Here is a 25,696-nt window from a genome sequence, read left to right as displayed (position 1 = left end):
AAGTCGCGGCTACAGCGGTATTGCTGCATATCGATATTCACTAACGGTATTTAAAATGCCGTTCTTATGACTATAAAGTCACTCTCCTGACCGCCCGGGAGTGAACTCATGTCTGCCACCTCTACTGTTCCAACAGCGACCGACACCACACAAACCTTCGAGATCCGTCCATTTCCCGGCAGCGTCGGTGCCGAGATCATTGGCCTGGACCTGACCCGCCCGGTCAGCGACCAGGACTTCGCGCGCATTCACCGCGCGCATCTGGACCATCACGTCGTGGTCTTCCGCGACCAACGCATCACCCCCGAACAACAGATCGCCTTCAGCCGCCGCTTCGGTGTGCTGCAAATCCATGTGCTCAAACAGTTCCTGCTGGCCAACCACCCGGAAATCCTGATCGTCTCCAACATCATCGAAAACGGCCAATCCATCGGCCTGGGAGATGCCGGCAAATTCTGGCACTCGGACCTTTCCTATAAAGAGTTGCCGAGCCTGGGCTCGATGCTCCATGCCCAGGAGCTGCCGTCCGAGGGTGGCGACACGTTGTTCGCCGACATGCACAAAGCCTGGGACAACCTGCCCGAGCCCCTGCGCAAGGCCGTAGAAGGCCGCAGTGCTGCGCATTCGTACACCGCACGCTATAGCGAAACCAAATTCGAAGGCAATTGGCGCCCAACCCTCACCCCAGAGCAACTGGCTCAAGTGGCGGAAGTGGTGCACCCGATCGTGCGCACCCACCCGGAAAACGGCCGCAAGGCGCTGTTCGTCAGTGAGGGCTTCACCACCCGCATCGTCGGCCTGCCGGAAGATGAAAGCCGCGACTTGCTGGCCCAGCTCTACGCCCATAGCGTGCTGCCGGAAAACATCTACCGCCACCAGTGGCAGCCCCACGACATGGTGTTCTGGGACAACCGTTCGCTGATCCACCTGGCGGCCGGCTGCCCGAGCCACCTGCGGCGCAAGTTGTACCGCACCACCATCCAGGGCGACGCGCCTTTCTGATCCGGAGCATGACCATGTCCAAGAAAATCCCATTTGCGCGCCTGGCCGCCACGGTTGGCCTGGGCATCAGCCTGCTGGCCGGCAGCCTGGTTGCACCTGCCGCCGCCCAGGCCGAAGGCGAGATTCGCATCGCCGAGCAGTTCGGCATCGTCTACCTGCTGCTCAACGTGGTGCGCGACCAGAACCTGATCGAGAAGTACGGCAAGCAGGAAGGCATCGACATCAAGGTCGACTGGACCCAATTGTCCGGTGGTGCAGCCGTCAACGACGCCTTGCTCTCCGGCTCCATCGACATTGCAGGGGCCGGTGTTGGCCCGCTGCTGACCATCTGGGACCGCACCCACGGCAAACAGAACGTGAAAGCCGTCGCCTCCCTGGGCAACTTCCCGTACTACCTGGTAAGCAACAATCCCAAGGTTAAGACCATCGCGGACTTCACCGAAAAAGACCGCATTGCGGTGCCGGCGGTGGGCGTCTCCGTGCAGTCGCGTTTCCTGCAATACGCCGCTGCCAAGCAATGGGGCGACAAGGAATTCAATCGCCTCGACAAGTACACCGTCGCCGTTCCGCACCCGGATGCGACCGCTGCGCTGATTGCCGGTGGTACCGAACTGACCGGGCATTTCTCCAACCCGCCGTTCCAGGAACAGGCCCTGACCAACCCGAACGTGCACGTGGTGCTCAACTCCTATGACATCCTCGGGCCGAACTCGCCGACGGTGCTGTTCGCCACCGAGAAATTCCGCAACGACAACCCGAAAACCTACAAGGCGTTCGTCGAGGCACTGACCGAAGCGGCACAATTCGCCCAGAACGACAAAGGCGCCGCCGCCGACACCTACATCCGCGTGACCAAGGCCAAGATCGACCGTGCCGAGTTGCTGAAAATCATCGAGAACCCGCAGTTCGAATTCAGCGTCACCCCGAAAAATACCTACCCGCTGGCGGAATTCCTCTACCGCGTCGGCGCGATCAAAAACAAACCCGAATCGTGGAAGGATTACTTCTTCCAGGACGCCAAACCGCTGCAAGGGAGCTGACATGAACGCGCCCTTGCAAGGCCACACGGCCAGCAACCCGACGGCTACCGAAGCCCTGCTTTCGGTGGATAAAGTCAGCCTTGAATACCGCACGCCTGAACGGGTCGTGCGGGCCACCCACCAGGTCAGTTTCGCGATCGACCCGGCCGACCGCTTTGTACTGCTGGGGCCTTCGGGCTGCGGCAAATCCACGCTGCTGAAATCCATCGCCGGCTTTATCAAACCGTGCGAGGGCGAGATTCGTCTGCTCGGGCAAAAAGTCGAGCAACCGGGCCCGGATCGCATCGTGGTGTTCCAGGAATTCGACCAACTGCCGCCGTGGAAAACCGTCAAGCAGAACGTCATGTTTCCGCTGCTGGCCTCCAAGACTCTCAAGCGTCGCGAGGCCGAAGAGCGGGCGCTGTATTACCTGGAAAAAGTCGGCCTGACGGCGTTCGCCGACGCCTACCCGCACACTCTGTCCGGCGGCATGAAAGCCCGCGTGGCGATCGCCCGGGCGTTGGCCATGCAGCCGAAAATCCTGCTGATGGACGAACCCTTCGCCGCCCTCGATGCCCTGACCCGCCGCAAGATGCAGGAAGAGCTGCTGCTGCTCTGGGAAGAGGTGCGTTTCACCCTGTTGTTCGTCACCCACTCCATCGAAGAAGCGCTGGTGGTGGGCAACCGCATCCTGTTGCTGTCGCCGCATCCGGGCCGGGTGCGGGCGGAAATCCACAGCCATCAATACGACCTTCACAGCCTCGGCGGTGTGGCGTTCCAGGCTTCGGCGCGGCGCATTCATCGGCTGTTGTTTGATGAAGCGCCCGAGGCGGAAACCGAGCTGGGTTTCGCCGATATCCGCATCGCTTATTGAAGGGTTTTCACCATGCGCCAGGAATATGAAATCACTCTCGAACCGTTGCCCGGTGTTCGCGTTGAACGCGAATTGCCGTGGCGTCAGCGCCTGTGGCAACAAGGCTGGCTGCGTAAAAGCCTGATCCTGCTCGTGCTCGCGATCCTGTGGGAGGCGGCCGCCCGTTATCAGAACAACGACCTGCTGCTGCCGAGCTTCCTGCAGACGCTGAGCGCGTTCTACGACGGCATGGCCAGCGGCGAGCTGTTGAGTAAGGTCAGCATCTCGCTGGTGGTGCTGATCAAAGGCTATTTGATCGGCATTGTGCTGGCGTTCGCCCTGACGACGCTGGCGGTGTCGACCCAACTGGGCCGCGACCTGCTGAGCACCCTGACCTCGATGTTCAACCCGTTGCCGGCGATTGCCCTGCTGCCGCTGGCGCTGCTGTGGTTTGGCCTGGGGCAGAACAGCCTGATCTTCGTGCTGGTGCATTCGGTGCTGTGGGCGCTGGCGCTGAATACCTATTCCGGGTTCCTCGGTGTCTCGGAAACCCTGCGCATGGCCGGCCGCAATTATGGCCTCAAAGGCATGCGCTTCGTGTTGTTCATCCTGATCCCGGCCGCGCTGCCGTCGATCCTCGCGGGGCTGAAAATCGGCTGGGCGTTTGCCTGGCGCACGTTGATTGCTGCCGAACTGGTATTCGGCGCCACCAGCGGCAAGGGCGGGCTGGGCTGGTACATCTTCCAGAACCGCAACGAGCTGTACACCGACAAGGTGTTTGCCGGGTTGGCGGTGGTGATCCTGATCGGCCTGCTGGTGGAGAACCTGGTGTTTGACACCCTGGAGCGCGTCACCGTGAAGCGCTGGGGCATGCAGCGCTGACTGAAACACCCATCCTGTGGCGAGGGAGCAAGCTCCCTCGCCACAGTCTGCTACGATTGCGCCAAGTTCACTCCCAACCGATCACGAGTGCTTGGCATGCAATTACCCGACATGAACCTGCTGGTCGCCCTCGACGCGCTGCTCGACGAGGGCAGTGTGGTGGGCGCCGCGCGGCGGATGAACTTGAGCCCGGCCGCCATGAGCCGCACCCTCACACGCATCCGTGAGGCGGTGGGCGACCCGATCCTGGTGCGCGCCGGTCGCGGCCTGGTGCCGACGCCCAAGGCCCTGGAGTTGCAAGGCCAGGTGCGTAACGTGGTGGAACAGGCGGCGCTGCTGTTTCGCTCGGCGGACGACGTAGACCTGCGCACCCTGCGCCGGCGGTTCAGCGTGCGGGCCAATGACTTCTTTGTCGGTGTGTATGGCGGTCGGCTGTTCGATACCATGGAGCGCATGGCACCGCTGTGCGAACTGCGCTTTGTGCCCGAGGGCGACACCGACGATGAAGCCCTGCGTGAAGGCCGGCTTGACCTGCGGGTGGGCAACACCATGCCGATCACCCCGGAAGTGAAGGTACAGAACCTGTTCACCACCACCTTTGTCGGGCTGGCGCGGGAAGGGCACCCATTGTTCGATGGAGAGATTACCGCCGCACGGTTCGCCAGCTATTCCCACATCAGCATCTCCCGGCGCGGCATCGCCCGCGGGCCGATCGATACCGCCTTGAATGCCCAGGGCCTGGAACGCCGGGTCGCGATGATCGCCCCGGGGTTTCACGGCGCGATGTTCATGCTGCCCGACTCGGACCTGATCCTGCCGGTACCCAAGGAAGCGCTCTACAGCGCCAATCGCCTGAAGCTGCCGCTGCGGGCGTTTACCCTGCCTATCTCCCTGCCGACCCTGGTGCTGACCCAGGCCTGGCACCCGCGCTTCGACAAAGACCCGGCCCATAAATGGCTGCGCGAAACCATGCGCGAATGCTGCGAGGCGACGTGGCAAGAAGCGCAACCCACGTGAGTCGGAAGTGAGCTCGGTCAATGTGGGAGCTGGCTTGCCTGCGATGCGGGCGACCCGGTTTTTCAGGAATAGCGAGGTGATGCCATCGCGGGCAAGCCCGGCTCCCACAGAGATCGCATACCTTTTGATCGTTGCGTCTGGTGCACTTATAAGCTTCCTATAAGTCACTTTTTGTCATGTCTAAGCCTTATTAAACTGCTCGGGTATTTCCTATTCCGAGTTGTAGTTCATGACGTCCCTCGCTGCTCCCGCACCCCTGGCCGCAGCCAAGCCGACCGCCATCGCCCCGCCCGTTTTCGGTCCACGCATCATCATCGGCCTGGTGGGCGTATTGCTCGCGGTACTGGTGTCCGGCCTCAACGAGATGGTGACCAAAGTCGCCCTCGCCGATATTCGCGGTGCGATGTACATCGGCTTCGACGAAGGCACCTGGCTGGTAGCCGCCTACACGGCCACCTCCGTCTCGGCCATGGCGTTCGCGCCGTGGTGCTCGGTGACCTTTTCCCTGCGCCGCTTCACCCTCTGTGCCATCGGCCTGTTCACCGTGCTCGGCGTGCTGTGCCCGTTCGCACCGAACTACGAAAGCCTGTTGGTGTTGCGCACCGTGCAAGGCCTGGCCGGCGGCGCGTTGCCGCCGATGCTGATGACCGTGGCCCTGCGCTTCCTGCCCGCCAACGTCAAACTCTACGGCCTGGCGGGTTACGCCCTGACGGCGACGTTCGGCCCCAGCCTCGGCACACCGCTGGCGGCAATGTGGACTGAATACGTCGGCTGGCAATGGGCGTTCTGGCAGATCGTCGGGCCGTGCCTGCTGGCCATGGCGGCCGTGGCCTACGGCTTGCCTCAGGACCCGCTGCGCCTTGAGCGTTTCAAGCAGTTCAACTGGCGTGGCTTGCTGCTGGGTTTTCCGGCGATCTGCATGCTGGTGATCGGCCTGTTGCAGGGCAATCGGCTGGACTGGTTCGAGTCGCCGTTGATTACCTCATTGTTGATCGGCGGCCTGGTGCTGCTGGTGCTGTTCATGATCAACGAGTGGTCGCACCCGATGCCGTTTTTCAAGTTGCAGATGCTCGGCATTCGTAACCTGTCATTCGCGCTGATCGTACTGGCCGGGGTGCTGATAGTGCTGCTGGCGGTGACCATCATTCCGTCCAGCTACCTGGCTCAGGTGCAAGGCTACCGCCCGCTGCAAACCGCCCCGGTGATGCTGATCATGGCGCTGCCGCAGTTGATCGCGCTGCCGTTGGTGGCGGCGCTGTGCAACCTGCGCTGGGTCGATTGCCGCTGGGTATTGGGCATCGGCTTGAGCATGTTGATCCTGTCGTGCGTGGGCGGCGCGCAGTTGACGTCGGCCTGGATTCGCGATGATTTCTACGTGCTGCAACTGCTGCAAATCTTCGGGCAACCGATGGCGGTGCTGCCGCTGCTGATGCTCTCTACCGGCAGCATCACACCCCAGGACGGGCCGTTCGCCTCGGCCTGGTTCAACACCGTCAAAGGCCTGGCTGCCGTGGTCGCCACCGGCGTGCTCGACGCCCTGACGACCCACCGCCTGCATTTCCACTCGACCATGTTGGTGGACAGCCTGGGCAACTCGCCCCTGGCCGACAGCGATGCCGCCGGCCTCGCCCATCGGCTGCACGAGCAGGCCGCGGTGCTCACCTCTTCGGATCTCTACTACGTCATGGCCGGTGTCGCGGCGGCGTTGATCCTGCTGATTTTCTGGATGCCGACGCGGATTTATCCGCCCCGCGCGCCGACTTGATTGCTCACTGAGCCAAAAGGATTGCTATGAAACGCAAAGACAAAATCGCTGTAACCGTCATCACTGTGTTTGCCGTGGGGGTGCTGGTTTACCTGCTGGCGCCGGGCGTGTTCGGCAGCAAGCGCCAGAGCACCAACGATGCCTTCGTCGCCGCTGACTACACCCTGGTGGCACCGCGTGTGGCCGGCTTCATCAAGGAAGTGCTGGTGGACGACAACCAGCGGGTCAAGGCCGGGCAGTTGCTGGCGCTGATCGATGACCGTGACTTCCGTGCCGCTGCCCAGGCGGCCGATGCCGATACGCTGGTGGCCCAGGCGCAGCTGAAAAATGCCACGGCGACCCTGGAACGGCAAAGCTCGGTGATTGCCCAGGCCCAGGCCACCGTGGCGGCGGATCGCGCCGAAGTGGCATTTGCCGAACATGAACTGAACCGCTACAACCACCTCGCGGGCGTAGGCGCCGGTACCGTACAAAACGCCCAGCAAGCCAAGACCCGCATCGAGCAGGCCACCGCGCGCCTGGCCAATGCCACGGCGGTGCTGGCGGCCGAACGCAAGCAAGTGGAAATCCTCAGCGCCCAGCGGGATGCGGCAGAAGGTGGCCTGAAACGCGCCCAGGCGGCGCTGGAAATGGCCAGCTATCAGTTGTCGTACACCCGCATCGTCGCGCCGGTAGACGGCATGGTCGGCGAGCGGGCGGTGCGGGTCGGCGCCTATGTGACGCCGGGCAGCAAGATCCTCGCTGTGGTACCCCTGGCCGAGGCCTACGTGGTGGCCAATTTCCAGGAAACCCAACTGTCCCACATGCACGCAGGCCAAACGGTGGACGTGAAGGTCGACAGCCTCGATGGCGAAGTGCTCAAGGGGCACCTCGAAAGCCTGGCGCCGGCCACCGGGGTGACGTTTGCCTCGGTCAAGCCCGACAACGCCACCGGCAACTTCACCAAGGTGGTGCAGCGCATTCCGGTGAAAATCATCCTGGAACCCGGCCAGGCACTGACCGAGCGCCTGCGGGTCGGCATGTCGGTGGAAGCCAGCGTCAACACCCACGCCGCCGCCCAGCCACGTGAGGTGGCGCAGCAATGAGACACCTCGCCTGGTTTACCTTAAGCCTGCTCAGCCTGAGCGCCTGCACCGTCGGCCCGGACTTTCAGCGCCCGCAAAATCCCGTCGGCCAATGGACCGAGCCTCATGGCCAGCAAGCCGCCAGCCACGCGGTCAACGACCCGCTGGAGGAGCGCTGGTGGGAAGTGTTCCACGATGCGCAACTCACCGCGCTGACACGTCGCGCGCTGACCGATAACCTCGACCTGAAACTCGCCAGCAGCCGCCTGCAACAAAGCCGCGCCGCGCGCCAGGTGATCACCGCCGAGCGCTACCCGACCGTCAACGCCACCGGCGATTACCTGCGCCAGCGCAACAGTGCCGATGGCTTGAGCGACGCGTCGGGCAAGAACGGCCGCGCGGCCTACAACCAGTGGGACATGGGTTTCTCCGCTGCCTGGGAACTGGATTTCTGGGGCCGGGTAAAACGCGAAACCGAAGCCGCCGACGCCACCCTGCAAGTCGCTGAAAACGACCGCCGCGCGGTGCTGTTATCAGTGCTGGCGGAAACCGCCCAGGACTACATCCAGCTTCGCGGCGTGCAGAACACCCGGGCCGTCACCGAACAAAACCTCGACGTGGCCCGCCACAGTTTGAAGCTGTCGCAGCTGCGTCTGGCCGACGGGGTGGCCACTGACCTGGACGTCGCCGAAGCCGCCGCTCAAGTCGCCGCCATCGAGGCGCGCCTGCCAGACTTGCAGCAACGCCAGGACCAGTTGATCAACGCCCTGAGCCTGCTGATGGGTGAACCACCGCAAGCCTTGTATGCCCAGCTGTCCAAGGACGCCGCCGTACCGCAAACCCAACGCCAGGTCGCTATCGGCATGCCGTCGCAACTGGCTGAGCGGCGCCCCGACATTCGCCAGGCCGAAGCGCGATTGCATGCCGCCACCGCCTCCATCGGTGTGGCCAAGGGCGACTTCTACCCGCGTATCACCTTGTCCGGCAGCGTGGGTTCCCAGGCGTTGCAGCTGGCGGATTTCGGCTCGTGGAGTTCGCGGGCATTCGCCTTCGGCCCGCAACTGAGCTTGCCGATTTTCAACGGTGGTCGCTTGCAAGGCATGCTCGATTTGCGCGAAGCCCAGCAACAGGAAGCGGCCCTGGCCTACCAGCAAACGGTACTGCGGGCCTGGCATGAAATCGACGACCAGTTGACCCGCTACAACGCCAGCCAACTGCGCCGCGACAGCCTTGCCGAAGCGGTACGCCAGAACCAGATTGCCCTCACCACGGCGCAACACCAGTACGTCGAAGGCGTGGTGGATTTCGTCAACGTGCTGACGGTGCAAAGTGCGTTGCTGGCGACTCAGGAGCAGTGGGTGGAAAGCTCCACCGGCGTTTCCCTGGCCATGGTCGGGTTGTACAAGGCGTTGGGCGGGGGCTGGGAGTCGGTGTATCCGTTGCAAACGGCTGGGCGCTGAATGACAAAGAACTTTGCCAGCCGCGCAACAAGGTGTAATGATAATTGCTCTCAATAACGCACCTGAGCTTTTCATGGACACCGCGACTGACGGCCGGCAACAGCTTCATCTCCTGTATCGCGACCATCACGGCTGGCTGCAAGGCTGGCTGCGCAAGCGCCTGGGGGATCGTGAACACGCCGCTGATGTGGCGCAGGACACCTTCCTGCGTTTGCTGGTGTCGGGACGCTTTCCCGGGGCCAAGGAAAGCCGCAGCTACCTGACGCAGATCGCCCACCTGCCGGAGCCCGAATCGCCGTCCCTGGAAACCCGCGCACTGATCCTCGAGACCCTGATGCAGATCGACGCCATGCTCGATCGTATGCCCGACAACGTGCGCAGGGCTTTCCTGTTGTCGCAGTTCGAGGGGCTGAGCTACGCACAGATTGCCGAGCGCCTGGAGGTGACCGTCAGCTCGGTGCAGAAGTACATGACCCGGGCGATTCTTGCCTGCTATCAGGTCGCCTACGAAGAATGAGAATGCGGTCTGAAGCGCCGATTGCCCCGGCCATTGTCGAGCAAGCCAGCGAGTGGCTGATGCTGCAATGGGGCGGCGAACTGGATGGCGACCAGCGCCAGGCCTTTGCGCGCTGGCAGGCGGCCGACCCTGAACACCGGCGTGCCTGGAAACGTTTGCAGCAATTGCAGCACACCCTCGGTGGCGTGCCCGCCGACAGTGCCCGCGCGGTTTTACGCGATACACCGGACACCCAGCGCCGCGCAGCCTTGAAGCTGCTCGGGCTGTTGCTGATGGCCGGCGGCAGCGGCTATCTGGTGCAGGGCAGCCAGCCGTGGCAGGCGGCGTTTGCCGAATACCGTACCGCCACCGGCGAGATTCGCCACCTGACCTTGAGTGACGGCACGCGCCTGGACCTCAACAGCAACAGCGCGGTCGACCTGCGGTTCAGTACCAGTGAGCGACGTATCCGCCTGATACGCGGCGAGATCCTGCTGACCAGCGGCCACGACCCGTCCCGGCCATTGATCGTCGAAACCCCGGCGGGGGATGTGCAGGCCCTGGGCACCCGGTTTGCCGTGCGTGAAGGGGACGATGGCAGTCGTGTCGACCTGTATGAGGGGCGTGTGCAGGTACGTCCGGTGCACGGTGCGGCGGTACAAATGAGCGCCGGAGACAGCCTGTGGTTCAGCGCCAGTCAGACTTCGACGCGGGTGCCGGTGGATGTCAACGCCAGCAGTTGGACCCAGAACCGCCTGGTCGCCGAGCGCCAGCCGTTGGGGCAGTTCATCACCGAACTGGGCCGCTACCGCCCGGGCCTGCTGCGTTGCGATGCTGCGGTGGCGGGCTTGCTGTTGACCGGGGTGTTTCCGCTCAACGACACCGACGCGATTCTCCACGCGCTTGAGCGTTCGTTGCCGGTGCAGGTGCAGGCGGTTACGCGCTATTGGGTCACGATCAAGGCGCGGGTGTAAAAAATTTTTTGCCTTCGGCTTGTCGGTTTTTCAACCCCGTCCGGGATACCTCTTGAAAGCCAATCAAGAAGCGTTCTCACGGGGAGCCCTGCAATGTCGCACCACCCAATCCAACCCCTGGCCCGCGCCCTGCGCCGTGGCCTGTTTGTCAGTTTGCTGGCGACGGCGCCAGTGGTGCCGAGCCTGGTCCAGGCGCAGGAGAGCGCTGAAGCCTTACGCCAATACAACATTCCCGCAGGCAACCTCGACCAGGCCTTGAACCACTTCGCCAGCGCCTCGGGAATTCTGTTGTCGGTGGACGCCTCGCTGACCCAAGGCAAGCGCAGCGCCGGCTTGCAGGGGCGCTACGCCACCGGGCCCGGGTTGGAACGTTTGTTGGTCGGCAGCGGATTGGTTGCGGTGCAATCCCAGGGTGGCTGGTCGTTGCAGGCGCTGCCCGCGAGCGGTGCGCTGCAACTCGGTGCGACACAGATCAGTGGCCAACAGGATCAAGAAACTGCCTGGGGCCCGGTCGACGGCATCGTTGCCAAGCGCAGCGCCACCGGCAGCAAGACCGATTCGGCGCTGGTGGAAATCCCCCAGACCATCAACGTCATCACCGCCGCCGAGATCAAGGCGCGCGGTGCCCAAAGTGTCACCCAGGCACTGCTCTACACACCGGGCATGACGGCCGGCGGTTTTTCCGATCGGGTCAAACTGTTCGATGAACCCACCTCCCGTGGCTTCTCGCCTACGCCGCTGTACCTCGACGGCTTGCACCTGCCTTATGGCGGCGGCAGCACCGGCGGTGCATTGCAGATCGAGCCCTATTCCCTGGAGCGCATCGAAGTGCTCAAAGGCCCTGCCTCGGTCTTGTACGGGCAGAACCAGCCGGGCGGCATCGTCAACATGGTCAGCAAGCGCCCCAGCGAAACCCCGGTGCATCAAGTGGTGCTGGAGGCCGGCACCTACGAGCACAAAAGCGCCGCCATTGACCTCAGTGGACCGCTGGATGAGCAGGGCCAGTTTCTCTATCGCCTGACTGGCCTGGCCAAGGACGAACAGGGCGAGATCAACTATGTCGAGAACAAACGCCAGTTCATCGCACCCAGCCTGACCTGGCAACCCAACGACGACACCCGCCTGACCGTGTTCGCCCAGTACCAGAAAGACAAAGGCGTGCCCGAGGCCCAGGGGTTGCCCGCGTCCGGGACGATCTGGGACAACCCCAACGGCAAGATCAAGCGTGACCTGTTTCTCGGCGAGCCAGGCGTCAACCAGTACAACCGCGAGCAGTACGTGTTGGGCTATGAGGTGTCCCATCGCCTGAACGACACCTGGACCCTCAAGCAAAATGCTCGCTACGCCGAAGTGGACGACCGCTACACCGCACCGCTGCACGGCTACAGATTTGTGCCCAACCCGGTAACCGGCGCGCAAGACCAGCGCTACCTGCAACGCTTCGGCGTGGACTGGTCGCAGCACAACAAAGTATTCGGTGTGGATAGCATCGCCCAGGCGGAGTTCGACACCGGCGCACTGTCCCACACGTTGATCGTTGGCCTGGATTACTACCACTTCAACTCTCAATTCCACGGCCTGTACGACCGTAATCCGCCGGTGATCGACCTGTTCAAGCCGGTCTATGGCCAGCGGCTGAATTTCGGCCAGCCTTACCAATGGGACCGCACCGTGACCCAGACCGGCCTGTACGTGCAGGACCAGATCAAGCTGGATAAGTGGGCGTTGGTGCTGGGCGGGCGCTACGACTGGGCCAACGTGGTCAACAAGGAACCACTGGCCGACACCCGCACCAGCAGCAAAGACCAGGCCTTCACCGGCCGGGCCGGTTTGGTGTACCTGTTCGATAACGGCTTGGCGCCGTTTGTCAGCTACTCCGAATCCTTCCTGCCGCTATCGGGCACCGATATCAGTGGCAAGCCTTTCGATCCATCTACCGGCAACCAGTACGAAGTCGGCTTGAAATACCAGCCGCCGGGCCAGAAGAGCTTTGTTCAGGTATCGGTCTATCAACTGGACCAGGAAAACGTACTGACCACCAACCCGGTAGACACCACCTTCAGCACCCAGAGCGGAGCCATGCGCTCGCGCGGTGTGGAGTTGGAAGCCAAGGCATCCCTCAGCGACGCCTGGGATGTGGTCGCCTCGGCGGCACGTAACGACGTCAAATACACCAAGGACAACGACGGCCGCCAGGGCCGCCACCCGGCGGGCATTGCGCCGCTTACCGCCTCGGTCTGGGTCAACTACACCGTCCTTGGCGACACACCGCTGGCCGGTGTTGGCGCAGGCTTGGGCGCGCGTTACGCCCGCAGCAGCTTTGGCGATTACTACGCAGGGGCGTTCAGCATCCCGTCCTATACCGTCTACGACGCCAGCTTGAGCTACGACTTGGGCACCTCGCCGTTCAAGCTCAAAGGCGTGAGGCTGGCGATGAATGTGCAGAACCTGACCAACAAGACCTACGTATCGCAATGCACCAGCGACCTGGATTGTTACTACGGGGAAGGGCGCACGGTGGTGTCGAGCTTGACCTATGACTGGTAACCATCGGGCATTCGCGGGCGTTTTTTAGCCATTAGTGCCCACAGTCCAAGGACCGTGGGCACTCAAGGATTCTGCAAAAACACCACATACCCTCGAAACCACTCACTGCCCTTCAAATACCCCGGCTCCTCCCACTCTCCACCCTGAATCAACCCAATCTTGAATGGCACGCCCAGCCGATTCATCCGTGGCAAATACGCCGCGTAATCCGGAATGCTGTGGCGGCCCTGATAGGTTTGCACCACCACTTCATCAATTACGCCCTTGAGTTGCGCGATGGCCGCCGGGTCGGCATTGCTGCTCCAGTCCATCAGCCCGGTGATGCTCAGGCGCAAGTCCTTGGGCAGGCGCTGGCGCAGGTCCCGCAGGAAGTCGGCGTATTCGTTGAGGTATTGCGTGCGGGCGTCGAAGTCGATCTGGATACCCACCACCGGATTGCCCGCGTCCCGCCAGCGTTGCACCTGGCCGAGCATCTGGCGGTAGACCGACTCGGGCCAGCGCAGGGTGTGGGCGCGGTACACCACCCAGATTTCACCCTGGGTGATGCGCGGCACACTCATGCCCTGGGCGATGAACTGCACGCCACGCGAGGGCGCGCGGCGGGTCGAGTTGATCTGGCCCTGGAGGATGTACAGGGTTTTCGCCTGCTTGAGCACCGGCTGCGGGGCGACACCGCTCCACAGCCAGAATGCATCATGGTCGCGGGCGTCCACCGCGCCGAAGGCCGGGCGTGCCAGCAGGAGCAGGGCCAGCCAGAAGTGCTTCACGCCTTACCAGTAGTACTGCAGCGACTTGCCCCACTGGGTATCGGCAAATCCGGTTTTCAACTGGCGGAACCAGCCTTTGCGCACGGCCTTGTCGACGTCTTCGCCACCACAGCTGTTGTAGCCCGAAGGCCCGTAGCAGTTGATGGCGCGAAACAGCGCGTAGGCCTTGTCGTTATGCGGTGCCTTGGGATTGCCGATCACCCGCTTGTAGCCTTCGAGCCGCGAAAAGGTTTCACCTTTGAAAGGCGAGGCCGTACTGCCCAGGCTGCCGGCGGAGCGCGCTTGTTCCAGGGGCATGCCGTCCAGGCCGTTACGCAGGACGAATTCACCCAGGCAATTCAGGCCCTGGGGGTTTTTCGGGTCGGCCTGCAGGGTGCTGGCGATTTGCGCGATGCTCGGGCAGGTGTAGCCGGATTCGGCCTTGTCGCCGTTCCAGCGGAACAGTTTCAACGACTGGCCACCGCTGTAGACGTAGCCCAGGCTGGTGCCGAGCTTGTCGTCGGGAGGCGAGGCGGGCAGCTGTTTCAAGTCCTCGGCAAACGTCTCGAACTGGCCGCGCAACAGGTCTTTATAAAGCAGCGTGAATTGCGCGGTCTGGCGCTCTACCGGGTCGCCCGCATTGGCAAGCTGCTGGCGCAGCAGCTCAGGGCCGGCGACGTTGCGCAGCAGGATGTAACGCACCTGCTTGGCGCTGATCGGTGAGTCGGCGGCGAACACCTTGGCCAGTTGGCCGCTGCGTTCGTAGTTCATGGCCAACGCCAGCTCAAGCTGGTCCCGTTGCAGCGGTTGCTTGGCCAGCGGCAGCAGTTGCAGCCACAACGCTTCGGCGGTTTTCCAGTCGTCCTTGGCTTCCAGTGCCAGGCCGCGCAGGGTCTGTTGGCTGAAGGCGAAGTAATCGAGACTGGCCGGCACGTCTTGCGGCAGCAGCTTCAAGGCACGGTCGGGTTGATGCTCGACGTACAGCGCGAACGCCGCCTGCACATAGGCATACAGCGCCGGTTCCTGGGCAAATATCGACTTTTGCCCGTCGAGGGCTTCGCGAGTGAGTTTCGGCGGCTCGCCGGCGCGCATCCACATCAGGTCGTTGAGGGCCAGGATCAACGGGTTGCCCACCGGTGCGGTGGTGCTGGTCAGCAGCTTGGTGTCAGCTTCCTGCACCAGTTCATCCAGCGACACGTTGCGCTGGGCATCGGTGGCCTGGGTCAGTTGCCAGGCAAAGTCATTGGCCAGCTTGTCGGGGTTGGGCGCCAGCCAGTGCACCCGGCGCAGCAGGCCACGGGCGGAGGCGGCGTAGTCGCCCTGTGGATAAGTTTTCAGGTAATCGTCGAAGCCACTCTCGGCCCGTTGCAGCGCGGACTTATCCACATGCTCAAGGGACGGCGTGCCGTATTCGTCGAAGGCATTTTGCTGGGCGTCGTTCAGCGCGGTGCGGGCGGTCATGTACAGCGCCGTTTCCTTGAGCCAGGGCAGCGCGCTGCTCGTCAGCGCCGCGAAGTCTTTTTGTGCGTCGCTGAAGCGCCCGCTGTAAAAATCGCCGGCTGCTTGCAGGTAGGCGAGCAATGCCTGGCCGTCTGTCGATTTAATTTGATCGGCCTCGCCTGCCGCTACGCCGTCGGAGGAGCAACTGCCGAGCATCTGCAACCGCAATTTGGCCAGCAGTTGGCGTTCGGCCTGCGGTACATCGGCTTTCACCACCTGGCTGATAAACGCCGTGGCGCTGTCATCGGCGTTACTGCGGCAACGGCTGCCTTCGCCGGAAAGGAAGGCCTCGCCCGCAGTCTTGTAGTCATCGCGCTTGATGCCCAGCGGGCTCAGCAGTTGGTCCAGTTCGGCGGTGCGCGAGTCGTCGGGCTCGTTGTCGGGCTCATCCGCGGCGGGTGTAAGCCGATACACCGGGAATGGCACCTGGCCAAAGCCTTCGGAAAAGTCCTGCTCGCCCAGGGCATTCGGCGCCAGCGGCATGACGTTCTTGTCTGCCAGCAACAGGCGCAGGTTGACCCGGCTGTCATTGCCCGGGCTCAGGAAGGGCAGGTTGCTGCACACGTCCAGGCTGTTACGCGACACCCGCCAATCCGGGTAGCAGGAGTCATCGCCGCTGGCGTGGGCCTGGAGGGGAAGGGTGGCGAGCACTGTCAGTGCCAGGGGTGACAGAAGACCGATACGCATGAAGTGTCCTTGATCCTGAATCCATGGAAGGTGGCAATCATAGCGTGAACCCACCAAAGCGTCGGAGAAGCCCTGCGCAAAATTCAGATTTGTCCGATTGGCGGATCGCTGTTCAAATGCGCGCAAAACAGCAGGCGAATCGAGGCCTTTTGACCTAGAGTGGCGGTTGTTCGCGCAAGCGTAGTTCAGTAGTAGGTGAGGAAGTAGAGGTGCGACGCTCTGTGGCGGAACAAGACAACAAGGCCGGGGCATTTCCCGTGCTCAATCCTGGCCTGTGGGAGAACGCCGGCTGGCTCGCTCGATTGTGGTGGGTGCCGCTTTTGGCGTTGGCCGTGGCCATGCGCTTCTACGGTTTGACCGCCTCCGCGATCTGGGGCGATGAAGGTTCAAGCCTGCTGCTTGCCGAGTATTCCCTGGAAGACCTGTGGTTTCACGCCGCCCATGACGTTCACCCGCCGCTGTATTTCGTCATGCTGCGTGGCTGGATCGAGGTGTTTGGCGACAGTATTTTCTCCCTGCGCAGCATGAGTGCGATCCCCGGCGTGGTCGCGGTCGGCCTGGGCATCTGGCTGACGCGGCTGATCGCGACCCGCCGCGCGGCGGTGCTGGCGGGGATTCTGCTGGCGTTGCTGCCCACGGCGGTGCGCTACAGCCAGGAAGTGCGAATGTACTCGCTGCTGGGTGTGTGGCTGCTGGCTGCGACCCTGGCATTGGTGTATTGGGTTCGCCAGCCTGAGCGCAAGCGGTACCTGGTGGCCTATGCGCTGTTGATGACGGCGGCCTTCTATACCCACTACTTCACCGCCTTGTGCGTGCTGGTGCACTGGGCATGGCTGGTATTGCTGCGCCTGCCACGGGCCGGCGGCCTGCGCCTTGTCACACGTCCGGGCTGGTGGCTGGCCAACGTTGCCATTGTGTTGCTGTACCTGCCCTGGCTGCCGAATTTGCTGGGCCTGGTGCAGCACACCGAAGAGCTCAAGGTGGGCGGGGATATTGGTTGGGAAGACCCGGTCAACCTGTATTCGGTGCCGTCGATGGTGTGGCAGTTCCTGATTCAGGACCCGGGCGACCACCTGTGGCGGCCACTCTTTGTCGTGTTTCCGTTATTGCTGGTGGCGCTGGTCGGTGTGACCGCCTGGCGCGATCAAAGCCGCTATCGCTTCGGCTGGCTGCTGGGGCTTTTTTTGATGCTGCCGGTGCTGCTGGTCTATGGGGTTTCGTTTATCTCCCCGGTGTTTATCGAGCGATATCTCACTGCGTACGCGATGAGTTTGCCGATCATCGTGGCGCTGGCTGTCGACCGTCTGTCGCCGCGCCTGACGCTGGCGGGCGCCGCATTGTTCGTGCTGTTTGTCGGGATCGAGCTGGTGGGCGTGAAGACCAACGCCACCGTCGATGAACATGATCAATTCAACGTCGCGGTGGAATTCGTCAACCGCAACTATCAGGAAGATGACCGCATCGTCATCAGCGACATGCTCTGGTACCTGCCCTACGTCTATTACGACGAGACCGACGCCCAGTTGCAGCTCTTCACCCCACCGACCGCCGCCGGCAAATCGACCCGGCCGAATGCCTATGGTTTTGGCACGTTGGTGGACCAGGATGGCGGGCGCATCTACCTCGATCGCTTGTCGGCGTTGCCGGCAGACATCCAGCGTGTGTGGCTGATCAGCGCCGCTGACGGCCCGGATGATTTTGCCCCGTTGCCGGCAGGCTGGCGCCAGCTCAGCCAGCAGGATGGCGGCGGCGCTCGCGCCCGGCTCTTCGTGCTGTGTAACGCGCCGGCGGGTGTGCACCGCGAAGGCTGCGATTAATCTGCGCAACACCTGAGAGGTTTATGTTCGCCTGGGGGGCTAGACTCAGGTGAACCCTCTTTTCAGGAACACATCATGGAATCCCCGGTACACAGCTTGCCATCCTTGTTCAAACAGCTCGGCTTGCCGGATGACCCGGTCAGTATCGAGCGGTTCATCGCTGTCCACTCCCCACTCAAACCCGAACTGCATCTGGCGGATGCGTTTTTCTGGACGCCAGGCCAGCGCGCGTTTTTGCGTGAAGAAATTTTGGAGGACGCGGATTGGGCGGAGGTGGTGGATGAGTTGAATTTGCGGTTGAGAGAGGGGCGCGGGGTTTAAAACCCGCTTGACTGACCCACATCTTCGCGCCGCCACCACCCATCCCAAAATTTGTATCAAAACTTGACGGCTTTGGATCCATCGACCATATTGATAGTTAGCAAACTAACTGTATGCGAATAATCCAGTGTCCCAGACCCTCGAACAACTCCAGATGAACATCAGCAGCAGCATGGTGGTAGGTGCCAGGACCTGGCGCAAAATCTGCCAGACCACGCTCGTCAGCTATGGCATCTCCGAAGCCTGCGCCGTGCCGCTGCTGATGATCGGCCGCCTCGGCGACGGTGTGCACCAGGTGAAGGTAGCCCAGGCCGCCGGGATGGAAAGCCCGTCCCTGGTGCGCCTGTTGGACCAGCTGTGCAGCTCCGGCTACGTGTGCCGCACCGAAGACATCCACGACCGCCGCGCCAAGGCCTTGAGCCTTACCGAGCGTGGCCGCGAGCTGGTGCAGGCGGTGGAGGAACAACTGGTGCGCCTGCGCCGCGAGGTGCTGGCGACGATCGATCCCGATGACCTGGAAGCTGCCCTGCGTGTGTTGCGGGCCTTCGAAGGCGCCAATCAACATCCCATGGTTGTGAGTTCTTGAACGGATTTTTTACCGGCATGCCGCCGGCCAGGGATTGGTTCTATGGCGTCAGGACATTCGCCGCTTCAATGATCGCGTTGTACATCGCCATGCTGATGCAAATGCCGCGTCCGTATTGGGCGATGGCCACGGTGTATATCGTTTCCAGCCCGTTTGTCGGCCCTACCAGCTCCAAGGCGCTGTACCGGGCGGTCGGCACCTTCATGGGCGCGGCCGCCGCGGTGTTTTTTGTGCCGATGTTTGTGCAGACGCCTTACGTGCTGGTGGTGGTAATCGCGCTGTGGACCGGGATTCTGCTGTTCCTGTCCCTGCACCTGCGCACCGCCAACAGCTATGCGTTGATGCTGGCCGGCTACACCTTGCCGCTGATCGCCCTGCCAGTGGTGGATAACCCGCTGGCGGTGTGGGACGTGGCGGAAGCGCGAACCGAAGAAATTTTCCTCGGCATCGCCGTGGCGGCAGTCGTGGGGGCGATGTTCTGGCCGCGACGGCTGGCGCCGGTGTTTGACGATTCGGTGAGCAAGTGGTTTGCCGACGCGCAGGTCTACAGCCAGCGCTTCCTCAGCCGCAACGTGCAACCCGAAGAAATCAGCACCTTGCGCGGTGGCATGGTCGCCACCTTCAACACCCTGGAATTGATGATCGGCCAACTGCCCCACGAGGGCTCCCGGCCGCAAACGGTGCGTAACACCAAGGAGCTGCGTGGGCGGATGATCCACCTGCTGCCGGTAATCGACGCCCTCGACGACGCCGTGTATGCCCTGGAACATCGCGCCCCGGAGTTGCTCGACCGCTTCACGCCGCTGCTGAGCGCCGCCACCGAATGGCTGGACAGCACGCAAAAGGACGCACCCCTCGAACGCTGGCGGGCGCTGCGTGACCAGATCGAAGCCCTGCAACCCGACGCCGAAGCCCTGGATGATCGCCACCAGTTGCTGTTCTCCAACGCCCTGTTTCGCCTGGGCGAGTGGGTGGATTTATGGCAAGACTGCCGCAGCCTGCAAGCCGCCATCCAGTGCGAAAGCCAGGACAACTGGCGCGCGGTGTACCGCCACTGGCGGTTGGGCCGGCTGACGCCGTTCCTCGACCGGGGCCTGATGTTTTACTCGGCGTTTTCCACCGTCACCGCAATCATCGTCGCCTCGGTGCTGTGGATCCTGCTGGGCTGGACCGACGGCGGCAGCGCAGTGATCCTGGCGGCGGTCGCGTGCAGCTTCTTCGCCTCCATGGATGACCCCGCGCCGCAGATCTACCGGTTCTTTTTCTGGACAGCGATGTCGGTGCTGTTCGCCAGCCTGTACCTGTTTCTGGTGCTGCCCAACCTGCACGATTTCCCGATGCTGGTCCTGGCGTTTTCGGTGCCCTTTATCTGCATCGGCACGCTCACGGTACAGCCGCGCTTCTACTTGGGCATGCTGCTGACGCTGGTCAACACCTCGTCGTTCATCAGCATCCAGGGCGCCTACGACGCGGACTTCCTGGCCTTCGCCAACTCCAACCTGGCCGGCCCGGTGGGCTTGTTGTTCGCTTTCGTCTGGACATTGATCGCACGGCCGTTCGGCGCCGAGCTGGCGGCCAAGCGCCTGACCCGTTTCAGCTGGCGCGACATCGTCACCCTCACGGAGCCTGCGACCCTGGCCGAACACCGCAAGATGGGCGTGCAAATGCTCGACCGCCTGATGCAACACCTGCCGCGCCTGGCCATGACCGGCCAGGACACCGGCATCGCCCTGCGCGAAGTGCGCGTGGCGCTGAACCTGCTGGACCTGCTGGCCTACTCGCCGCGCATCCTCGGGGTGCCGCGGGTGCTGCTTAACCAGGTGGTGGAAGGCGTTGGTGGTTACTTCAAGGCCTGCCTGAAAGCCGGTGAACGTCTGCCGGCCCCCAGCGGTCTGCTGATGACCCTCGACCGTACCCGCCGCGCCCTCAACGGCCAGGGCCTGCAAGGCGAAGACGAAACCCGCCTGCACTTGCTGCACGCCCTGAGCGGCCTGCGCCTGTCGCTGTTGCCGGGCGTGGAGTTTCTCGGCGGCACAGAAATGGAAGCGCCGTTACCCGATGGAGCGCCTTTATGATCGGTGATCTGGATATCAGCGGGGTGTTCCTGCCTACGCTGCTGGTGCTGATGGGCATTACGTATGTGCTGTATCTGGTGGTGCACGGGCTGTTGACCCGCGTCCACTTCTATCGCCTGGTCTGGCACCGGGCATTGTTCAATGTGGGTCTCTACGCTCTGTTGCTGGGCGCAGTGGATTCACTCAGTCGATACCTCATGACATGAAAAAACCTTTTTTGACCATCGGCCGTGTAGTCCTGACGTTATTGGTGGTGACCTTCGCCTGCGTCGTGGTGTGGCGCATGGTGATGTACTACATGTTTGCGCCGTGGACCCGTGACGGCCACATCCGTGCCGACATTGTGCAGATCGCCCCGGACGTGTCCGGGCTGATCCAGCAGGTGGACGTGCGCGATAACCAGTTGGTGGTACGCGGCCAAGTGCTGTTCTCCGTCGACCAGGACCGCTTCAAGCTGGCCTTGCGCCAAGCCCAGGCCGCCGTGGCCGACCGCCAGGAAACCCTGGCCCAGGCCGTACGCGAGAACAAGCGTAACCGTGGCCTCGGCAACCTGGTGGCCAGCGAACAACTGGAAGAAAGCCAGTCCCGCGTTGCCCGTGCCCAATCGGCCCTGGCCGAGTCGCAAGTGGCGGTGGATGCCGCGCAACTCAACCTGGACCGCTCGGTGATTCGCAGCCCGGTGGACGGCTACATCAATGACCGTGCGCCGCGTAACCAGGAGTTCGTGACCGCCGGGCGGCCGGTGTTGTCGGTGGTGGACAGCAACTCCTTCCACATCGACGGTTATTTTGAAGAGACCAAGCTCGACGGCATCCACGTCGGCCAGAGCGTCGACATCCGCGTGATCGGCGACAACGCCCGCCTGCGCGGGCATGTGCAGAGCATCGTTGCCGGTATCGAAGACCGTGACCGCACCAGCGGCTCCAACCTGCTGCCCAACGTCAACCCGGCGTTCAGCTGGGTGCGCCTGGCCCAGCGGATCCCCGTGCGCATCGCGTTCGACGATGTGCCGGCAGACTTCCGCATGATCGCCGGGCGCACCGCCACCGTGTCGATCATCGGCGACAAACCCGAGTCGGGGGAAAAACCATGAAACGGCTCTTAGCAACCGCCGGGCTGGGGTTGTTGCTGTCGGCCTGCCAAGTGGTGGGGCCCGATTACAAGCTGCCGGACAAGGCGGCCGTGAACCGCGGTGACCTTCAGGGCCAGTTGGCCGGGGAGGGCAACAATGTGGTGTCGGCGCCGGTGCCGGCGGACTGGTGGAAGCTCTACCAGGACCCGCGCCTGGATAAGCTGGTGGAGCAGGCCATGGCTTCCAACACCGACCTGCGGGTGGCTGCGGCCAACTTGCAGCGCTCGCGCTATCAGGTGCAGCAAGCCGAGTCTGCCGGCGGCTGGAGTGCCGGCGCCAAGGCTGAGGCCCAGCGCCTGCAAGAGTCCGGCGAAGCCTATTTGCTGACGGAAAAAGTCCCGGTGGCCAACATCGGCAGTGCCAGCATCAGCACCTCCTACCAATTCGATTTGTTCGGCACCCTGCAGCGCGGCATTGAAAGCTCCCAGGCCAGTGCCGATGCGGCCCAGGCGGCGGCCGATATCGCCCGTATCACCCTGGTGGCGGACGTTGTGCGTTCCTACACCCAGGTGTGCGCGGCCAACGAAGAGCTGGCGATCGCCAACGAGTCCCTGGACCTTCAAGCCCAGAGCACACACCTGACCCAGCGCCTGCGGGACGCCGGTCGCGGTGATGAAACCCAGGTCACCCGTTCCCAAACCCAATACAAATCCTTGCGCGCCGAAATGCCGCGCTATGAAGCACTGCGCCAGGCCGGGCTGTTCCGCCTGTCGATGTTGCTGGCCAAGCCGCTGAATCAACTGCCGGCCGGCACCGCCCAATGCGCCGAGCTGCCGCATATCGCGCAATTGCTGCCGGTAGGCGATGGCGCCACGCTGCTCAAGCGTCGCCCTGACGTGCGCCAGGCCGAACGCCAACTGGCGGCGGCCACCGCGCGAATCGGTGTGGCCACCGGCGCGCTGTACCCGGATATCAGCATCGGCGCCACCGTGGGTACCGTCGGCATCCTGGATGACCTCGGCACGCCGGCCACCAACCGTTGGGGCTTTGGCCCGCTGATCAGCTGGACGCTGCCGACCAACGGCGCCCGCGCCCGCATCCACGAAGCCGAAGCCGCGACCCAGGGCGCCCTGGCGCACTTCGACGGGGTGGTGCTCAATGCCATCCGCGAAACCCAGACGGGCCTCGCGCAGTACACCGCCCAACTGCAACGCCGCGATGCCCTGGCCGATGCCGGCGCGTCGGCCAAAGAGGCGGCGGAGCAGACGCACCGCTTCTTCCAGGCCGGCCGCGCCTCGTTCCTGGCCGACCTGCAAGCCACCCGCACCTACACCGACGTGCGGGCGCAGCTGGCAGCGGCGAATACCCAGGTTGCCATGAGCCAGATCGATTTGTTCCTGGCCCTGGGCGGCGGCTGGGAAAGTGGACGAACGCAAGCCACACAAGCCAGCAAACCCTGAGCTGATTGCTATGCTTTGAACAGCAGGCCGCCGTGATGGCCTGCTGGTCACTGCTCGCGTTTGCTCATGGGGATTCCAATAATGAAAAACCCTTATGCTCCCGCTTTCTGGTGCGTGTTCTTCGCACTGGTGTTGCTATCGGCGACTTACTTCTACGGCATCATGCTGGCCCATCAGATCGACAAGGCCATGGTGTTCCTCGACAGCGCCAGCGCGCTGATCGCGGTGTTGTCCATTGGCGTGGTGGCCTGGGCCTCCTACCAGGGCCAGCGCATCAAGCGAAGACTTCTGGAACAAGGCAAGACCCGCGTGGCGATCTGGGACACCAAGGTTGCCCTGCGGCGGGTCGAGACGGTGTTCGACCGCTACTTCTGGGGCAGTTACTGGCAGCCGGGGCGTACGTTCCAGGAAGTCATGGGTGAACTGACCGGCACGCCGCTGGAAAAAAGCCTCGAAGCCCTGAAAAAACAATGCGTGATGCTCGACCGGCAGGTCGCCGACGGACGGCATTGGCTGAATAACGCGCGGGAATTATCCGACGTGGCCACCGCCATGGCACGGGAGCGTTACCAGCTGGATTTTTACGATCCCAAGTCCGATACGCCGGGCAATGCGGTGATTCACCGTGAGTTTGAAGTGCTGGTGTATACGTGGACGGCGCGGCTGAAGAGTTTCGATCATCAACTCGATGAGATCGAAACCGAGTATTCCTGAGGGACCTTCCACTGTGATTGGGTGCCTATGCTAATCTTCCCCGGATTTCGGCGGGCTTGAGCCGACACCCTTCGGGGTTCAGGGAAGACAGCCCACTTCACAGGATTTGATCAGGTCACTACATGAATAAGCCAGCAGTCGTTCTCTTGGGTATCGTCGTCGCCATTGGTGCAATCAGCGCAGGCGGTGCCTGGTACACCGGCAAGCAACTGGAGCCGGTGCTGCAAACCGCCATCCAGGACGCCAACAAGGAACTGCAGACCTCCATGGCCGGCGTTGACGGCACGGTGACCCTCGAACTGGTCTCCCTCGACCGCCAGCTGTTCAGCAGCACCGCCCACTATCGCCTCAAGGCCCAGGGCGCGGTGTTCGGCGAAAACCACCAGGACACCGAACTGCTGTTCGTCGACCATATCGAACACGGCCCGCTGCCGTTCTCGCGACTGGTGTCGCTGAAGTGGCTGCCCGTCATGGCCACCAGTCACTATGAGCTTGAGAAAAACCCGACCACCGAAAAATGGTTCGCCGCCAGCAAAGACGTGTCGCCACTCAAAGGCGTGGCCAACATCGGCTACAACCGCTCGGTGAGCGGCAACGTTGAACTGCTGCCCCTGGAACTCAAGGACGACAAGTCGGCCGTGAGCTTCTCCGGTGCCAACCTGGACTTCGACTCCACCGCCGAAGGCAAGAAGGTCAAGGCCAGCGGCTACATGGACAGCCTCAAGGTCTCGGTCACCGACGCCAACAACGCCAAGCTGGATGCCGAGTTGAGCGGCCTGACCATTGCCAGCAACCTGGAAAAAACCACCTTTGGTTTCTACACCGGGCAAAACACCGTCGAACTGACCAACACCAAGGTCACGTTCGGCCCGCAACAAGCGGTGCTGACCCTCAAGAACTTTGAGCAGAAAGACAGCAGCGAAACCAAGGACAACAACCTGGCCGGCCGTGTCGACTACAAGATCGACGAGATCGGTTACCAGGGCAAGCCAGTGGGTTCGGCGGCCATGGCGGTCAGCATGAAGAACGTCGACATCCCGTCGATGCTGGTACTGACCAAGCTCTACCAGGAAAAGGTCCAACCGGCCCAAGCCGCTGCCGCTGCCGGCCAGCCCGTGCCTGAGTTGCAACTGACTGACGCCGAGCAAGCCCTGGCCCAGTCCAACGTCGACCAACTGCTGGCTGCCAAGCCGCAAGTGGCGGTAGAAAACCTGTCGCTGAAAACCACCAATGGCGAAAGCCGCTTCAACCTGGTGGTAGACCTGGCCAAGCCGTCGAGCATGGACCTGCCGCCGGTTGAACTGGGCAAGCAAATCGTTGCCCTGCTGGACGCCAACCTGACCCTGTCCAAACCGATGATCCAGGACGTGGCCGGCCTGCAAGCGCAGATCGGTGGTGTGACCGACCCGAAAGCCATCGAGCAGCAATCCCAGATGGCCAGCGAGATGATCAGCGGCATGGCCGTGGGCACTCAACTGGCGACCCTGGTGGGCACCGATATCGTTTCCAAGCTGCACTACGCCAACAATGAAGTGACTTTCAACGGCCAGAAAATGACCGTCGAGCAATTCATTGGTTTTGTACTGGGCAAGTTCGGCGCGGTCAGCGGCGCTCAATAAGACTCGGCTCAAAGTGATGT

22 protein-coding genes are annotated in these 25,696 nt (G+C 62.7%); 20 read left to right on the top strand and 2 right to left on the bottom strand.

Annotated elements, in window-relative coordinates; translation table 11 throughout:
* Positions 1-108 precede the first annotated feature (108 nt).
* The 11 genes from HKK54_RS09830 to HKK54_RS09780 all read left to right on the top strand — a co-directional run bounded on the left by HKK54_RS09830 (position 109) and on the right by HKK54_RS09780 (position 13,079).
* Positions 109-1,002, top strand: coding sequence for a TauD/TfdA dioxygenase family protein (locus HKK54_RS09830; RefSeq protein WP_169386694.1), 894 nt, complete (start codon positions 109-111; stop codon positions 1,000-1,002).
* 14 nt (positions 1,003-1,016) lie between these two features.
* Positions 1,017-2,042, top strand: coding sequence for an ABC transporter substrate-binding protein (locus HKK54_RS09825; RefSeq protein WP_169386693.1), 1,026 nt, complete (start codon positions 1,017-1,019; stop codon positions 2,040-2,042).
* A 1-nt stretch (position 2,043) separates the two neighbouring features.
* Positions 2,044-2,895: an ABC transporter ATP-binding protein gene (locus HKK54_RS09820; RefSeq protein ID WP_169386692.1), complete on the top strand. Its 852-nt coding sequence runs from the start codon at positions 2,044-2,046 to the stop codon at positions 2,893-2,895.
* 12 nt (positions 2,896-2,907) lie between these two features.
* Positions 2,908-3,756, top strand: coding sequence for an ABC transporter permease (locus HKK54_RS09815; RefSeq protein WP_169386691.1), 849 nt, complete (start codon positions 2,908-2,910; stop codon positions 3,754-3,756).
* Positions 3,757-3,852: 96 nt separating this feature from the next.
* Positions 3,853-4,773, top strand: coding sequence for a LysR family transcriptional regulator (locus HKK54_RS09810; RefSeq protein WP_010168740.1), 921 nt, complete (start codon positions 3,853-3,855; stop codon positions 4,771-4,773).
* A gap of 229 nt (positions 4,774-5,002) precedes the next feature.
* Positions 5,003-6,538 carry an MFS transporter gene (locus tag HKK54_RS09805; RefSeq protein WP_169386690.1) on the top strand — a complete coding sequence of 512 codons (1,536 nt, stop codon included), beginning with the start codon at positions 5,003-5,005 and terminating at the stop codon, positions 6,536-6,538.
* Between the two features lie 26 nt (positions 6,539-6,564).
* Entirely contained in the window at positions 6,565-7,623 is a 1,059-nt protein-coding gene (locus HKK54_RS09800; protein ID WP_010168742.1) for an HlyD family secretion protein, read from the top strand.
* Entirely contained in the window at positions 7,620-9,062 is a 1,443-nt protein-coding gene (locus tag HKK54_RS09795) for an efflux transporter outer membrane subunit (protein ID WP_169386689.1), read from the top strand. Before HKK54_RS09800 ends, HKK54_RS09795 begins: the two co-directional genes overlap by 4 nt.
* A gap of 73 nt (positions 9,063-9,135) precedes the next feature.
* Positions 9,136-9,579, top strand: a complete 444-nt coding sequence (locus HKK54_RS09790; protein WP_169386688.1) for a sigma factor-like helix-turn-helix DNA-binding protein — start codon at positions 9,136-9,138, stop codon at positions 9,577-9,579.
* 2 nt (positions 9,580-9,581) lie between these two features.
* Positions 9,582-10,532, top strand: a complete 951-nt coding sequence (locus tag HKK54_RS09785) for a FecR domain-containing protein (RefSeq protein ID WP_169386687.1) — start codon at positions 9,582-9,584, stop codon at positions 10,530-10,532.
* Positions 10,533-10,625: 93 nt separating this feature from the next.
* Positions 10,626-13,079, top strand: a complete 2,454-nt coding sequence (locus HKK54_RS09780; RefSeq protein WP_169386686.1) for a TonB-dependent siderophore receptor — start codon at positions 10,626-10,628, stop codon at positions 13,077-13,079.
* A gap of 62 nt (positions 13,080-13,141) precedes the next feature.
* Here HKK54_RS09780 and HKK54_RS09775 read toward each other — a convergent pair whose 3' ends face one another.
* Complete coding sequence (locus tag HKK54_RS09775) at positions 13,142-13,846, bottom strand: DUF3142 domain-containing protein (protein ID WP_169386685.1); 705 nt, start codon at positions 13,844-13,846, stop codon at positions 13,142-13,144.
* Between the two features lie 3 nt (positions 13,847-13,849).
* The gene (locus HKK54_RS09770; RefSeq protein WP_169386684.1) at positions 13,850-16,012 is read right to left on the bottom strand and encodes an outer membrane assembly lipoprotein YfiO; all 2,163 of its coding nucleotides are present in this window, start codon (positions 16,010-16,012) and stop codon (positions 13,850-13,852) included.
* 209 nt (positions 16,013-16,221) lie between these two features.
* On the opposite strand from HKK54_RS09770, the gene HKK54_RS09765 reads away from it, so the two are divergent.
* The 9 genes from HKK54_RS09765 to HKK54_RS09725 all read left to right on the top strand — a co-directional run bounded on the left by HKK54_RS09765 (position 16,222) and on the right by HKK54_RS09725 (position 25,676).
* A complete protein-coding gene (locus HKK54_RS09765; protein ID WP_169386683.1) occupies positions 16,222-17,829 on the top strand; it encodes a glycosyltransferase family 39 protein in 1,608 nt (535 codons plus the stop codon).
* A gap of 75 nt (positions 17,830-17,904) precedes the next feature.
* Entirely contained in the window at positions 17,905-18,150 is a 246-nt protein-coding gene (locus HKK54_RS09760; protein ID WP_076015581.1) for a DUF2789 domain-containing protein, read from the top strand.
* Between the two features lie 154 nt (positions 18,151-18,304).
* Positions 18,305-18,736, top strand: a complete 432-nt coding sequence (locus HKK54_RS09755; protein WP_010168758.1) for a MarR family winged helix-turn-helix transcriptional regulator — start codon at positions 18,305-18,307, stop codon at positions 18,734-18,736.
* Positions 18,733-20,811, top strand: coding sequence for an FUSC family protein (locus HKK54_RS09750; RefSeq protein WP_010168760.1), 2,079 nt, complete (start codon positions 18,733-18,735; stop codon positions 20,809-20,811). The genes HKK54_RS09755 and HKK54_RS09750 overlap by 4 nt, the downstream gene beginning before the upstream one ends.
* On the top strand, positions 20,808-21,017 hold the full coding sequence (locus tag HKK54_RS09745; protein WP_003218193.1) for a DUF1656 domain-containing protein: 210 nt from the start codon (positions 20,808-20,810) through the stop codon (positions 21,015-21,017). Before HKK54_RS09750 ends, HKK54_RS09745 begins: the two co-directional genes overlap by 4 nt.
* A complete protein-coding gene (locus HKK54_RS09740) occupies positions 21,014-21,904 on the top strand; it encodes an efflux RND transporter periplasmic adaptor subunit (RefSeq protein WP_010168764.1) in 891 nt (296 codons plus the stop codon). Before HKK54_RS09745 ends, HKK54_RS09740 begins: the two co-directional genes overlap by 4 nt.
* On the top strand, positions 21,901-23,343 hold the full coding sequence (locus HKK54_RS09735; protein WP_169386682.1) for an efflux transporter outer membrane subunit: 1,443 nt from the start codon (positions 21,901-21,903) through the stop codon (positions 23,341-23,343). The genes HKK54_RS09740 and HKK54_RS09735 overlap by 4 nt, the downstream gene beginning before the upstream one ends.
* Positions 23,344-23,424: 81 nt before the next feature.
* On the top strand, positions 23,425-24,057 hold the full coding sequence (locus HKK54_RS09730) for a hypothetical protein (protein WP_003218188.1): 633 nt from the start codon (positions 23,425-23,427) through the stop codon (positions 24,055-24,057).
* A gap of 122 nt (positions 24,058-24,179) precedes the next feature.
* Entirely contained in the window at positions 24,180-25,676 is a 1,497-nt protein-coding gene (locus HKK54_RS09725; protein WP_169386681.1) for a YdgA family protein, read from the top strand.
* Positions 25,677-25,696 lie beyond the last annotated feature (20 nt).

Origin of the sequence: Pseudomonas sp. ADAK13 (assembly GCF_012935715.1) — a bacterium.
Lineage (GTDB): Bacteria > Pseudomonadota > Gammaproteobacteria > Pseudomonadales > Pseudomonadaceae > Aquipseudomonas.
The sequence above is the reverse complement of the archived record's forward strand: the minus strand, read 5'-3'. Positions and strand labels throughout refer to the sequence as shown.

What these genes read in the sequence shown, in the direction of transcription:
- HKK54_RS09830 (WP_169386694.1), top strand. Translation starts at nt 109, where the DNA reads ATGTCTGCCACCTCTACTGTTCCAACAGCGACCGACACCACACAAACC.
- HKK54_RS09825 (WP_169386693.1), top strand. Translation starts at nt 1,017, where the DNA reads ATGTCCAAGAAAATCCCATTTGCGCGCCTGGCCGCCACGGTTGGCCTG.
- HKK54_RS09820 (WP_169386692.1), top strand. Translation starts at nt 2,044, where the DNA reads ATGAACGCGCCCTTGCAAGGCCACACGGCCAGCAACCCGACGGCTACC.
- HKK54_RS09815 (WP_169386691.1), top strand. Translation starts at nt 2,908, where the DNA reads ATGCGCCAGGAATATGAAATCACTCTCGAACCGTTGCCCGGTGTTCGC.
- HKK54_RS09810 (WP_010168740.1), top strand. Translation starts at nt 3,853, where the DNA reads ATGCAATTACCCGACATGAACCTGCTGGTCGCCCTCGACGCGCTGCTC.
- HKK54_RS09805 (WP_169386690.1), top strand. Translation starts at nt 5,003, where the DNA reads ATGACGTCCCTCGCTGCTCCCGCACCCCTGGCCGCAGCCAAGCCGACC.
- HKK54_RS09800 (WP_010168742.1), top strand. Translation starts at nt 6,565, where the DNA reads ATGAAACGCAAAGACAAAATCGCTGTAACCGTCATCACTGTGTTTGCC.
- HKK54_RS09795 (WP_169386689.1), top strand. Translation starts at nt 7,620, where the DNA reads ATGAGACACCTCGCCTGGTTTACCTTAAGCCTGCTCAGCCTGAGCGCC.
- HKK54_RS09790 (WP_169386688.1), top strand. Translation starts at nt 9,136, where the DNA reads ATGGACACCGCGACTGACGGCCGGCAACAGCTTCATCTCCTGTATCGC.
- HKK54_RS09785 (WP_169386687.1), top strand. Translation starts at nt 9,582, where the DNA reads ATGCGGTCTGAAGCGCCGATTGCCCCGGCCATTGTCGAGCAAGCCAGC.
- HKK54_RS09780 (WP_169386686.1), top strand. Translation starts at nt 10,626, where the DNA reads ATGTCGCACCACCCAATCCAACCCCTGGCCCGCGCCCTGCGCCGTGGC.
- HKK54_RS09770 (WP_169386684.1), bottom strand. Translation starts at nt 16,012, where the DNA reads ATGCGTATCGGTCTTCTGTCACCCCTGGCACTGACAGTGCTCGCCACC.
- HKK54_RS09760 (WP_076015581.1), top strand. Translation starts at nt 17,905, where the DNA reads ATGGAATCCCCGGTACACAGCTTGCCATCCTTGTTCAAACAGCTCGGC.
- HKK54_RS09755 (WP_010168758.1), top strand. Translation starts at nt 18,305, where the DNA reads ATGAACATCAGCAGCAGCATGGTGGTAGGTGCCAGGACCTGGCGCAAA.
- HKK54_RS09745 (WP_003218193.1), top strand. Translation starts at nt 20,808, where the DNA reads ATGATCGGTGATCTGGATATCAGCGGGGTGTTCCTGCCTACGCTGCTG.
- HKK54_RS09740 (WP_010168764.1), top strand. Translation starts at nt 21,014, where the DNA reads ATGAAAAAACCTTTTTTGACCATCGGCCGTGTAGTCCTGACGTTATTG.
- HKK54_RS09735 (WP_169386682.1), top strand. Translation starts at nt 21,901, where the DNA reads ATGAAACGGCTCTTAGCAACCGCCGGGCTGGGGTTGTTGCTGTCGGCC.
- HKK54_RS09730 (WP_003218188.1), top strand. Translation starts at nt 23,425, where the DNA reads ATGAAAAACCCTTATGCTCCCGCTTTCTGGTGCGTGTTCTTCGCACTG.
- HKK54_RS09725 (WP_169386681.1), top strand. Translation starts at nt 24,180, where the DNA reads ATGAATAAGCCAGCAGTCGTTCTCTTGGGTATCGTCGTCGCCATTGGT.